The 12,122-nt window shown below is 61.9% G+C and carries 12 protein-coding genes; 2 read left to right on the top strand and 10 right to left on the bottom strand.

All coding sequences use genetic code 11. From position 1 onward, the window contains the following. Nucleotides 1-15 precede the first annotated feature (15 nt). The gene (locus tag ACN50D_RS07640) at nt 16-408 is read left to right on the top strand and encodes an RNA-binding S4 domain-containing protein (protein WP_029256216.1); all 393 of its coding nucleotides are present in this window, start codon (nt 16-18) and stop codon (nt 406-408) included. A gap of 3 nt (nt 409-411) precedes the next feature. Here ACN50D_RS07640 and ACN50D_RS07635 read toward each other — a convergent pair whose 3' ends face one another. Then, nucleotides 412-1,041, bottom strand: a complete 630-nt coding sequence (locus ACN50D_RS07635) for a GyrI-like domain-containing protein (protein WP_211920874.1) — start codon at nt 1,039-1,041, stop codon at nt 412-414. Nucleotides 1,042-1,164: 123 nt separating this feature from the next. Here ACN50D_RS07635 and ACN50D_RS07630 point away from each other — a divergent pair, with 123 nt between their 5' ends. Further along, on the top strand, nt 1,165-2,349 hold the full coding sequence (locus ACN50D_RS07630; protein WP_007731352.1) for a metallophosphoesterase: 1,185 nt from the start codon (nt 1,165-1,167) through the stop codon (nt 2,347-2,349). Nucleotides 2,350-2,355: 6 nt separating this feature from the next. Here the strand turns inward: ACN50D_RS07630 and ACN50D_RS07625 are convergent, their stop codons facing one another. The 9 genes from ACN50D_RS07625 to ACN50D_RS07585 all read right to left on the bottom strand — a co-directional run bounded on the left by ACN50D_RS07625 (nt 2,356) and on the right by ACN50D_RS07585 (nt 12,109). Continuing rightward, a complete protein-coding gene (locus tag ACN50D_RS07625) occupies nt 2,356-3,042 on the bottom strand; it encodes a TetR/AcrR family transcriptional regulator (RefSeq protein WP_007731351.1) in 687 nt (228 codons plus the stop codon). Between the two features lie 47 nt (nt 3,043-3,089). Next, the gene (locus ACN50D_RS07620) at nt 3,090-3,917 is read right to left on the bottom strand and encodes a potassium channel family protein (protein ID WP_211920876.1); all 828 of its coding nucleotides are present in this window, start codon (nt 3,915-3,917) and stop codon (nt 3,090-3,092) included. 46 nt (nt 3,918-3,963) lie between these two features. Continuing rightward, entirely contained in the window at nt 3,964-4,881 is a 918-nt protein-coding gene (locus ACN50D_RS07615; protein WP_007731349.1) for a diacylglycerol kinase, read from the bottom strand. Further along, complete coding sequence (locus ACN50D_RS07610) at nt 4,878-6,458, bottom strand: FAD-binding oxidoreductase (RefSeq protein WP_042452763.1); 1,581 nt, start codon at nt 6,456-6,458, stop codon at nt 4,878-4,880. Before ACN50D_RS07610 ends, ACN50D_RS07615 begins: the two co-directional genes overlap by 4 nt. 92 nt (nt 6,459-6,550) lie before the next feature. Next, a complete protein-coding gene (locus ACN50D_RS07605; RefSeq protein WP_030535159.1) occupies nt 6,551-7,090 on the bottom strand; it encodes a DinB family protein in 540 nt (179 codons plus the stop codon). Nucleotides 7,091-7,244: 154 nt separating this feature from the next. Then, nucleotides 7,245-9,173: a molecular chaperone HtpG gene (gene htpG, locus ACN50D_RS07600; RefSeq protein WP_211920878.1), complete on the bottom strand. Its 1,929-nt coding sequence runs from the start codon at nt 9,171-9,173 to the stop codon at nt 7,245-7,247. Nucleotides 9,174-9,303: 130 nt separating this feature from the next. Continuing rightward, nucleotides 9,304-10,437, bottom strand: a complete 1,134-nt coding sequence (locus tag ACN50D_RS07595) for an acyl-CoA dehydrogenase family protein (RefSeq protein WP_211920880.1) — start codon at nt 10,435-10,437, stop codon at nt 9,304-9,306. A 9-nt stretch (nt 10,438-10,446) separates the two neighbouring features. Next, nucleotides 10,447-11,619: an acyl-CoA dehydrogenase family protein gene (locus ACN50D_RS07590; protein ID WP_211920882.1), complete on the bottom strand. Its 1,173-nt coding sequence runs from the start codon at nt 11,617-11,619 to the stop codon at nt 10,447-10,449. Nucleotides 11,620-11,647: 28 nt separating this feature from the next. After that, a complete protein-coding gene (locus ACN50D_RS07585) occupies nt 11,648-12,109 on the bottom strand; it encodes a MaoC family dehydratase (RefSeq protein WP_047271233.1) in 462 nt (153 codons plus the stop codon). Between the last annotated feature and the right edge of the window lie 13 nt (nt 12,110-12,122).

Here is a 12,122-nt window from a genome sequence, read left to right as displayed (position 1 = left end):
GGTAGGCTGGAGTGCGTGCCAGCCCAACTCCCCTCCGACGCGATCAGTGTTCGTGTGGACAGCTGGACGTGGGCGGTTCGGCTGTTCAAGACACGCTCGCAGGCGGCGACGGCCTGCCGATCGGGACACGTTCGGGTCAATGGAACGTCGGCAAAGGCGGCTCAGCAGGTGAAAGCCGGCGACGAGGTGCGGGTGCGTGTATCCGGCATCGAGCGCATCGTCGTCGTGGTCAAGCCGATCACGAAGCGAGTCAGCGCCGTGCTGGCCGCCGATTGCCTGCAGGACAATTCGCCGCCCCCACCACCGCCCGAACTGATCGCGTCCATTCCGCGACGTGATCGTGGCGCCGGCAGACCGACCAAACGCGAGCGACGCGACCTCGAGAAGCTGCGCGGCCTCGAGCCGTAATCGCTACCTCGAAACAGGCTGACGCAGAACCGTCTTCAGTTTCTCGGGCGGTGTACGGCGAGCGTCGCTGAGATAGATCTCATGATGATCGCCGTTGAAGCTCAGGCCGTTCGACGGGATGAACGTGTTGTGCAGCCGGTCCAGGGTGGGAGCTTCGTCGTCGTACGAGCCGACGTGAAGAATCTGGACGGACAGACCTTCCTCCAACTCGAGAAACCTGACCTTGTCGAGAGCGGCAATCTCCTTCTTGGCCCGCACTGCCTTGGCCCGGACTGCGTCAATCGACGCAGACAGTTCCGTCTCCGTGATCCACTCCGGTTGCGAGATCATCATCGTCCAATCCCACGACGACTTGTCCCGCGTCACGAACACCTCGGGGTCATCTGCCCGCCACAACCCTTCCAGCGGGCCCACGACGAAGTCGCGATCCAGTTCCTTCTTGCTCGCGAATTTGGTCGCGTAGGACACCGAATACAGCGCTTCGAGCGCCTCGGAGTACTCGGTGGCAGTGTTGGGATCACCGTGACCGTCGACGGCGAAGTAGCCGAGGCGCGGGACGGTCACGAGGGCAAAATCGCGGCGCCCGGGCGAATAGAGATCCTTGTATGCCTTCTTGACGTCGTACTTCTCCATGCGCCACCCACCTGATCACTGGCCGAGTTTCAATGTTCGGAAACCTATCCGAGAACACCGACATCCCGATAGCGGACCACCGTCCCCTTGTTAATAGACCAGTGGACCTTTACTCTGGACGGGGTGACTACACCCCAGGCGACCGACGTCGCTCGAGTTCCGCGCCGCAGACCGTTGCGGATCGTTGCCATATCCGCGATTGTCGCGTCGATCTTGGCCCTGTTGTTCGTGTACCCGTGGTGGAGCTTGTTCATCCGGCCGGACTGGCCGACGGCGGTGGCAGTTTTCGGCACCGTTCTGTTTGCCACCCTCTTGATCGCCCTGCCTGCCAGTTTGGTGCTCAGCCACGGACACACCGACCGCGATCCAGTTCGCCTGATCGGCGACGCCCTCCTCGGAATCATCTGGGTCGTGTTCGTGTGGACCCTGCTCGGCGAAGTTCTGAGGCTCGGACTGCTCGTCGGCGGCGTGGATGACCCGCTTCGATCGAGAATTGTCGCCGTTGCCGCACTGATCATCTCGGCCGTTCTGCTGATCTGGGGCTACCGGGAAGCCATGAGACTGCCACGGATCAAGCAGGTCGACGTCACCATCCCCCGCCTTGGTGCGGGGATGGACAAACTTCGGGTAGTCGCGATCACCGACACTCACTTCGGGCCGATCAATCGCGAGAAGTGGTCCGAGCGCGTGATCGCGGCAGTCAACGAACTCGACGCCGACATCGTGGCCCACGTCGGTGACATTGCCGACGGAACAGTGGAGCAGCGCCTCGGCCAAGCCACCCCACTCGCGTCGGTGGAAGCCAGACTCGCTCGTGTCTACGTCACCGGGAATCACGAGTACTTCCACGAGGCTCAGGAGTGGCTCGACTACATGACCTCGATCGGCTGGGATGCCCTGCACAACCGGCACCTCGTCGTCACCAAGGGCGGCGACAACCTGGTCATCGCCGGAGTCGACGACGCCACCGCTCTGGGATCGAAGCTCGACGGTCACGGCGCGAACTTCGATATGGCCCTTGCCGGCACCGACCCCGATTTGCCGATCCTGATGCTCGCCCATCAACCGAAGCAGGTAACTCAGTCCGCTTCCGCGGGAGTGGATCTGCAGCTCGCCGGTCATACCCACGGCGGACAGATCTGGCCCTTCAACTTTCTGGTCAAACTCGATCAACCTTCGGTGCACGGGCTCACCCGTCACGGCGACCGCACGCAGTTGTACACAAGCCGCGGAACCGGGTTCTGGGGTCCACCATTCCGCGTGTTCGCACCGAGCGAGATCACCGTCCTGACGCTGCACAGCGCCTGAACGGGCTCAGCTCGTTCGGGTTGCCGCTCGCGCCGACAGCCCGACGAGCTGATTGATCAGACCTTCACGTAGGCCGGTTGCGAACATGTCGGCAGCAGGGGGCGCCTGCATCTCGTTCAGTACGACGACCATGGATTCGGCAGGCTCGGCAGTCGGCCACAAGCCTGCAACAATCACCAGGGTTACCTTGGCGAATTGAGCCGCGTCGCCCTCCGAGAGGTGAGGCAATTGCGAATGAATCAGCGACGCAAACCTTCCCGAGTTGACCGTTGCCCGCTTCTTGAAGTCACGGGCGAAGTCGACGGAGATGTTTCTTTCGAGGACACCTGCCATTACGCTCATCAACTCACACAGTAAACGCTGTGCGACAAGCGATTCCGCAACCGTCGATGCCACATGGATTTCAGTGGCGAACGGCGAGTCGTCACCGGTCGGGGTCAACGACTCGGACAACCCGTCCAACCACGCAACCCAGTTCTCGTCGAGCACTTCGAGAAAGATGGCTTCGCGACTGTCGAAGTAGCGAAGCACGTTCGACTTCGCCAGTCCGACGCTCTCACTGAGCTCACGCAGGCTGATGTCGGCGACGGGCCTGGACCCGAGCATCGCGCGGGCCGCATCGAGAATCGCGCACCGACGCGCTTCGATCTGCTCAGGCCTGCGCGCGCGCTGAAATCCGTGGGTCGCCACCATCACGCAAGATTATCAGACCATCGTTCTATTGTTTGCTGTACTGCGGGTCAATTGTCCGAAGGTGCATGCTGCGCCACGACTCCCCTCGACGCCAGTTCGCGACGCAGCGAATCGGTATCGACGGACGCGAGATCGACTCGGTGCGTGCGGGTGGCCAAGGCTCGGACTTCCTCGGACAGGTCCGCCACCTGCTTACGCGTCGCGGCCTGGGATGCCTCGTCCTGTTCCGCCACGCGCTCGACCAACCAGGAAGCGAGTGTGGCAGTCACGATGCCCAGCAACGCAATTCCGCCGATCATCAATGCTCCGGCGATCATGCGCCCGGTCGTGGTAACGGGCGCCATGTCTCCGTAACCGACGGTCGTGACCGTCTCCATCGCCCACCACAATGCCGTTCCGTACGACGTGATGGCAGCGCCCTGCGCGTGACGCTCGGCATCGAGCATGGCCCGCGCCGCGACACCGATCAGCAAGGCCGTGGCACCAGTGGCGTAAATAACCACCCGTCCACGCAAGCTTTGCCCGCTCGAGCGGTGAACTATCGCAAGCAGTGTGACCAACCGAAGTAGGCGCAGCGGACGCAGCATGGGCAACACCACCATCGCCAAGTCCAAGAGATGCCTGACGAACCAGCGACCGCGGGCAGGTGCCAACCACAGGCGAACTGCGTAGTCGACGGCAAAAACGACCCACGCAGCCCACATCGTCCATTCGGTCAGACGATGTGGAAGGCCCGTCGGTTGCGCCAGCACTTGGTACGCGTACGCCACCAAGAAAAGGCAGGCCGCAGCGGTCAACGGGATGTCGGTGGCTAGCTGCCATTTCTCCGACGTCCACGCAGTGCGGCGGTGCGCCGACTTCGTCGATTCGTTCATCCGAGAAGTCTGACACCACCGCTACCTAGTGCCCGGCAGAACCGACTCAGATCCGAGTGTGCGTCAAGATGTTGAGCGCCGTGGGAACTGCCTCGATCGTGATGGGCAACGGTCCCACCCGATCACCGTCCGCGTAAGCGATGATGCCTTCGGAGACCAGCCGGACCTTCTTGGATCGGTACGTTTGCACGGCGTCGAGCGAGACGTGAGTTCCCTTGTACACCCGCGGAAACAGGCGCACCAGACGCAACCTTGAACCGTGCCCGACGACGGTCAGATCCAGCAACCCGTCCGACTTCGACGCTCCTGGCGTGATGAGCATGCCGCCACCGTACGAGCGCCCGTTGCCAACAGCGACCAGCGTCGCGTCCACCGTGATGACCTCGTCGTCGAGTTCGATCCGGTACGGCAGCGGCTTCATCTTCGCCAACTCGGCGAGCATCGCCAGGTTGTAGCGCATCGGCCCCTTGGGCCAGGACATCCGATTGGCCCGCTCACTGACCAGCGAGTCGAAGCCGCTGGCGATGATGGTTCCCGACCAGACGACGGAACCGTCGGCCAGCGTGATCTTCGCCAGATCTGACTGCTGCACGACACCGTCTGCGATGACATCGGCTGCTGCCTCGGGATCGCCTGTGGGAATACCGAACTCACGGGCGTGATCGTTGCCGGTGCCCGCCGGGATGAGCCCAATGGGCGTATCCGTCAACGCGGCAGCCTGCAGTCCGATGCTGATGGCACCGTCGCCGCCGACCACCACCAGCGCGTCGGTACCCTCCTCGATCGCACGACGGGCCAATTTCTTGGCGTCGTCGGCGTCGGTTCCGATGATCTCGGTGACGGCAACTCCCCGAGCGCGCAGTCGCGCAACACCTTTGCGTCCTGCCGCAGGCGCGTGACCATGTCCCGCCATCGGATTGATCAGGACGGTAACCTTCTCGATCTGACTGCGGGTTTCGGTCACGGAATCAGCTTTCCAGGATTGAGAATGCCGGCAGGGTCCACTGCATTCTTCACTGCGCGAAGGATGTTCGCGCCCAATTCACCGATCTCGTCCTTCATCCATGGGCGGTGATCGGCGCCGACAGCGTGGTGATGGGTGATCGTGCCACCGGCGGCGATGATCGCATCGCCAGCGGCAGTTTTCGCCTTGTGCCACTGAGCGATCGGATCCTCGGTCTGCGCGCTGACAACGGTGAAGTACAGCGAAGCACCGGTCTTGTAGGTGTGCGAAATGTGGCACATCACGAGCGGCTGAGTCCCCTGCTCGACGAGAGCCTTGGTCAGCGCCTCGGTGACCGAGGAGCGCAGGTTCGCGAGGTTACCCCAGGTGGTTGCCGTCTCGAGGGTTTCGCACAGTGCGCCGACGTCGAGCAGAGCGTCACGCAGATACGGCGCATCGAATCGCCCGTGTTCCCAGCTGTTTCCGGGCTCCTCACCGAGCGACGTGCCGCCGTGAGCGGTGAGAATTGCGCGGGCCTCCGCCATCCGTTCAGCGGTGTGCGAAGCGGTGCCCTCGTAGGTAGTGATGCCGAGGCAACCACCGGTGAAGGCGTTCTCGCCGATCTTGTCGGTGGTCGCCAGATTCACGCCACTCTCGGCCTCGTCGGACAACCGCAATACTGTCGGAGCCGATCCTTCCTGGACCAGCTCACGCAATGCGGCTGCGCCGGTGGCGAAGTCGGGGAAGCTCCACCCTTCGCGCACTGTGGTCTCGGGCAGACGGTGAACCCGCACACGCACGTGCGTGATGACGCCGAAGGTGCCCTCGGAGCCGACAAAGAGCTCACCCAGATCGGGGCCTGCGGCAGATGCCGGCGCACGCCCGGTCTCGATCACACCACTCGGAGTGACAACAGTGAGGCCCTGGACCATGTCCTCGAAGCGCCCGTATCCAGCCGACGCCTGCCCCGAAGACCGGGTTGCGGCAAACCCGCCCAGAGTGGCGAACAGGAAGCTCTGCGGGAAGTGCCCGACCGAGAAACCGTGCTCACGCAGAAGCTCCTCGGCCCGTGGGCCGGTAGTTCCGCCGCCGAACGTCGCAATGCCCGATTCCTCGTCCAACCCGACAAGCTGATCGAACCTGCGCAGATCGAGAGAAAGAACTGCGTCGAACCCGTCACGAATGGGATCGAGCCCGCCGACGACGCTGGTGCCACCACCGAACGGGACCACTGCGATCCGGTTGGCAGAGCAGTATCGGAGAACCTGCTCGACCTCTGCGTCTGTCCCTGGAGTGACGACTGCGTCCGGTGCGTCCTGCGGCTCGACGCTACGACGGCGAAGCAGATCCGGGGTGCTCTTGCCACCGGCCCGAAGGATTCGATCGGAATCCTTGGTACTGACGTACTCGGCCCCGACCAGCCCGGACAGCGCTTCGACATGCGACTGGGCCATAGCGGACGGAGCCACCTGGACGTCTTCGATGGCGAGACGCGATCGAGTCGGTGCGGAGACACCGAGAAATCCGGTCAACAATGATGTGACTGCGTCCGACAGTTCACGCTTCTTGGCCGGATCGCCCCAGGCGTCCCACTGCATCGGCGGTTGCAAGGCAGACTTTTCGGTGCTCATAGACACTAGTGTTACATATTTGTGTGATGTGTAAACATCCCGGTGGATCAATCCATCCATCAACCCATCGTCTTGGAACCGTCGATGGCTTCGCGAAGCATGTCCGCGTGGCCCGCATGCTGGGCCGTCTCGGCGATGATGTGCAGCAATGCGCGCCGCGCTGACCAGCGAGCTCCCGCTTCGAACCACGGCGCCGACGGCAGTGGATGCGAGATGTCGAGGCTGTCCAGCGAGGCCACCAACTCGTCGGTCCTGGCCGCGATCCCCTCGTACTCGGAAACGATGCCTGCCAAGGTTTCACCCTCGACCATGGCGAATTCGTTCGCCCGTTCCTGTTGCATCTCTTCCGACCACTGGGTCGGGTCGAAGTCCCCACCAAGTCCGGCCGGCCCTTCCAGAATGAAGTCGACCCATCCCTTTTCCGCCTGACCCACATGCTTGATCAATCCGCCGAGGCACAGTTCACTCACGGTCGGCCTCGAAGCGGCCTGCTCGTCGGTGAGGTCCTTGACGGTGAAGAGAAGGAATTCACGATGCCGACGCAGGCTCTGGAGGAGATCCGCGCGCTCGCCGGTGACGGTGGTGATCGGTGCGTTCATGATGTTTTCCTTCGCTCGTGGGTTCGTGCCCTGTGAGAACTACGTTAGAAGTTATTGCGGACAGAAACGGTCCTCATTAGAAAACGATCAAGAAAAAACTCCCGGCACCCACCGATGAAGGTGAGTGCCGGGAGTTCGAGCGAGCTAGACGAGATCAGACTGTGCGAGCCAAACGATCGGCCAGCAGGCGCGTGAAGTGCGCCGGATCGCTCAGTTCACCGCCCTCGGCAAGCAACGCCATGCCGTAGAGCAACTGAGCCGTCTCCGTCAGGTTCTCTGCATTGTCATTGGCGGCCTGCGCCTCCCGCAGACCCGAGACAAGCGGATGCTCCGGGTTGAGCTCGAGAATGCGCTTGCTGTGTGGAACAGGCTGACCCGAAGCCTTGTACATCTTCTCGAGCGTCGGAGACATGCTGAACGCGTCGCCGACGATGCAGGCAGCCGACGTGGTCAGGCGCGTCGAGAGACGCGTTTCCTTGATGTCGTCGGACAGGGTTTCGGTCAGCCACGTCAGCAGCTCGCCGAATTCCTTCTCCTTCTCTTCGCGCTCGGCCTCGGCCGCCTTCTTCTCGTCCTCGGTGTCGAGGTCGACCTCGCCCTTGGCGATCGACTGGAAGGTCTTGCCGTCGAAGTCCGAGACAGCGTCGACCCACATCTCGTCCACCGGGTCGGTGAGAACCAGAACCTCGAGGCCCTTGGCCTTGAAAGCCTCCATGTGCGGAGAGCTTTCGATCAGGTGACGAGATTCGCCCGTCATGAAGTAGATCTGTTCCTGACCGTCCTTCATGCGCTCCACGTACTCGGCGAGAGTGGTCACGCCCTCTTCGCTGTTGGTCGAGGCAAACGACGAGATGTCGAGCAGCGTCTTGCGGTTGTCGGCATCGGCCATCAGGCCTTCCTTGAGCGCGCGTCCGAACTCGGTCCAGAAGGTCGAGTACTTCTCGGGCTCGTTCGCCTTCATGTCCTTGATGGTCGAGAGGACCTTCTTGGTCAGACGACGACGGATGGCAGCGATCTGCCGGTCCTGCTGCAGAATTTCACGAGAGACGTTGAGCGAGAGGTCTTGTGCGTCGACCACGCCCTTGACGAAGCGCAGGTAATCGGGCACCAACTCTTCGCAGTCGTCCATGATGAAGACGCGCTTGACGTAGAGGTGGATGCCGGCCTTGCGCTCACGCATGAACAGATCGAACGGCGCCGTCGACGGAATGAACAGCAGCGCTTGGTATTCGAAAGTACCTTCGGCCTTCATCGGGATGACCTCGAGAGGCTCGTCCCAGGCGTGGCTGACGTGCTTGTAGAACTCCTTGTACTCGTCCTCGGACACCTCGTCCTTGGCGCGAGTCCACAGCGCCTTCATCGAGTTGATCGTCTCGGTCTCGATGGTGACCTCGGGCTCCTCGCCCTCGGCCGGCGTCGACGTACGAGCGACATCCATGCGGATGGGCCACGCGATGAAGTCGGAGTACTTCTTGACCAGTTCCTTGATCTTCCATTCCGACGTGTAGTCGTGCAGGCCGTTCTCGGAATCCTCGGGCATCAGGTGCAAGGTCACGGAGCTACCCTGCGGTGCCTCGTTTACATGCTCGAGCGTGTACGTGCCTTCGCCGGTCGACTCCCAGCGCGTCGCGTGATCTTCACCGGCACGGCGGGTCAGCAGCGTGACCTTGTCCGCGACCATGAACGTGGAGTAGAAGCCGATGCCGAACTGACCGATCAGTTCTTCCGATGCCGCTGCATCCTTGGCTTCCTTGAGCTTACGACGTACCTCGGCGGTGCCGGACTTGGCGAGCGTGCCGATCAGGTCGACGACCTCGTCACGCGACATGCCGATGCCGTTGTCGCGGATCGTGAGGGTGCGCGCCGCTTTGTCGATGTCGATCTCGATGTGCAGATCGGAGACGTCGACGTTGAGGTCTTTGTCCTGGTACGACTCGAGGCGGAGCTTGTCCAGCGCGTCCGAAGCGTTGGAGATCAACTCACGAAGGAAGCTGTCCTTGTTCGTATAGATTGAATGAACCATCAGATCCAGCAGCTGACGTGTTTCTGCTTGGAACTCGAGCTGCTCGGTATGCGCGGTCACTTCGATCCCTTTCTCTTCTCGGACTGATCACAGGAATTTTACTTGACCTCGAATACCGCGGGTCGCCCCCCGCACAGACAAGGGAGGCCACGCGACCTGCGCGTGACCTCCCGTTATCTTCACCACCGATCTACTCGGTGACGTTCACCATCGAATAGTTCGAGACGCCGGCGGCCAGCACCCTGAGGTGATCGTCCGATGCGCCCAAAGCATGTTCGATGGCCACCAGCCGCGAGACGTAGTGCCCGACCGGATACTCGGCTGTCATTCCGATACCACCGTGCATCTGAATTGCTTCCTGACCGATCTGATGCGCGGCGCGACCGACAGACAGCTTCGCTCGCGACGCGATGGTCGGATCGATCACTCCGTCGGCGATGGCCATGGTGGCGTACAGACTCATGCTGCTCGCCAGTTCGAGCGCCACGTACATGTCGGCAGCCCGATGCGTCAAAGTCTGGAACTTCGCGAGCGGAACGCCGAACTGCTTGCGCTGCTTCAGGTAATCCGTCGTCAGTCGCAGCGCTTCGGTCATGATCCCGATCGCCTCGGCGCACAGAGCTGCCTGCGCCCGAACCTCTGCTTCGACGATCGCCTCCGTGACATCGCCGCCCTCACCAAGCTGTTCGGCCGCGGCATCGGTGAACGTGAACTGCGCACCGCGACGGCCGTCGTGAGTTGCGTATGTGCTCCGTGAGACACCCGCGCTTTCCGCATCTACCAGAAAAAGCCCGGTACCCCCGCCTGGAAGTGCGGCGCTGACGATCACGACGTGCGCGCTGTCGCCCTGCAGGACCGGGTTCTTGACGCCGGTGATCGTCCACCCCGATCCCTCCTGCGATGCAGTGGTCGTGACAGTGGCGACCGGCCAGCGCGTGCCAGGTTCCGTATGGGCGAAGGCCGACAATGTGGTCCCGTCGCTGAGCGCCGGCAGGAGTCGCGCCCGTTGACCTGCCGAACCGAGTGAAGCAATCAACCCACCGGGGATCAGAACACCACCCAAGTACGGCTCGGGTGCAAGCGCCCGGCCCAGTTCGGTCATCACCACCATGGTCTCGACCGGCCCAGCGCCCATCCCGCCATCGGCCTCCGCGAATGGCAGGCCGAGCAGCCCGAGCTCGGCGAACTGCTTCCACACCGAGGCATTCCATCCCTCGTCAGTGGCCGAGGTGGCGTTGCGCTTCTCCGCGTCGTAGCTGCGGTTGAGCAATTCACGCGTCGTGTCGCGAAGCATCGTCTGCTCGTCGTCGAGTTCGAAATTCATCTCAGATGCTCACAATCCGAGGATCGAGGAGGCAATGATGGAGCGCTGCACCTCACTTGATCCGCTGTAGATGGAAACCTTCCGGTAGTTCAGGTAGCGCGGCGCCGCCTGCTGCGCCCACTCCGGCGAGTCGATCTCGGCCGTGTTCACCGGCGACGAGTCCGGACCCGCAACATCCATCAGCAATTCCGTTGCCGCCTGCTGCAATTCGGAGCCACGGAGCTTGAGCAGCGACGATGCCGGATTCGGCTTGCCGTCTGCCGAACTCGCCACAACTCGCAGTTGAGTCAGATCCAGCGCAAGCAAATCGTTTTCCAGCTCAGCCAACCGAGCCGCGAACAACGGATCATCGAGGAGTGTGCCTTTTCCGACGCGAACCTCCCGCGCCTTCTCTTTTGCCGTGGCGACAAGGGTTTTGGAGAACCCGACCCGTGTGACCCCCGTGCGTTCGTTGCCGAGCAGGAACTTGGCGTAGTCCCAGCCCTTGTTCTCCTCGCCGACAAGATTCTCCGCAGGTACGCGGACGTTGTCGAAGAACACCTCGTTGACCTCGACGCTGCCGTCGATCAGTTTGATGGGGCGAACCGTGATGCCGGGAGTTGCCAGATCGATGAGCAAGAACGAAATTCCGGCCTGCCGCTTCTGGGCACTGGCATCTGTGCGAACCAGACAGAAGATCCACTCGGCGTGCTGAGCGAGAGTAGTCCACGTCTTCTGACCGTTGACGATGTAATCCGCGCCGTCACGGACAGCGGCCGTCTTGAGTGAAGCGAGATCCGAACCGGCTTCTGGTTCCGAAAAACCCTGGCACCACCAGATATCGGCGTTGGCCGTAGCGGGGAGAAATTTCTCCTTCTGCTCCTGCGAACCGAAGGCAGCGATAACGGGCCCAACCATGCTCACGTTGAACGGCAACGGGTTGGGTACCGACGCCAACTGCATTTCCTCGGAATAGATGTGGCGCTGAACCGGAGTCCAGTCCTTGCCACCCCATTCGACCGGCCAGTGTGGAACCGCCAACCCGTGTGCGTTCAGAATCTGTTGACCCGCAACGATGTCCTCACGAGTCAGCTTTCCGAATCCGGCTGCACGTGCTCGAAGTTCGGGCGAGAATTCGGTGGTGAAGAACTTTCGCATCTCCTCGCGGAACGCAACTTCCTCAGTGGTCAGTTCGAGATTCATGTGGAGTCTGCTTTCTTCTTGCAGGATTTCAGAACAAGATTCGCGCGACGGTCTGCGCAACGACGGCAGGTTTGCCCACGCCTTCGATCTCGACGGTGTTGGTGATCTGACTCTGTAGTGAACCGTTCGGCAATTCTTCGATTGCGGAGAGCACTGCGGTATTTCGAACCTTGGCCCCGACTGGCACCGGACTCGGGAATCGAACCTTGTCGGACCCGTAGTTGACGACCATCTTCGCGCCGTCGATGCGATACACGGACTTCGACAGAAGCGGCAGGAGTGAGAGCGTCAGATACCCGTGCGCAATTGGTCCACCGAAAGGTGATTCGCGCCTGGCTCTTTCGTCGTCGACATGAATCCACTGATGGTCACCGGTCGCGTCGGCAAATTGATGGACCATCTCGCGGGTGACCTCGACCCACTCGCTCGAGCCCAGCGTTTCACCGACCGCCCCCAGGAGATCGGACTTGTTCTCGAACACCCGTGTCATCTGATCCTCCACG

Source organism: Rhodococcus sp. SB1D, from assembly GCF_048573875.1.
GTDB lineage: Bacteria > Actinomycetota > Actinomycetes > Mycobacteriales > Mycobacteriaceae > Rhodococcus_F > Rhodococcus_F qingshengii.
The sequence above is the reverse complement of the archived record's forward strand: the minus strand, read 5'-3'. Positions and strand labels throughout refer to the sequence as shown.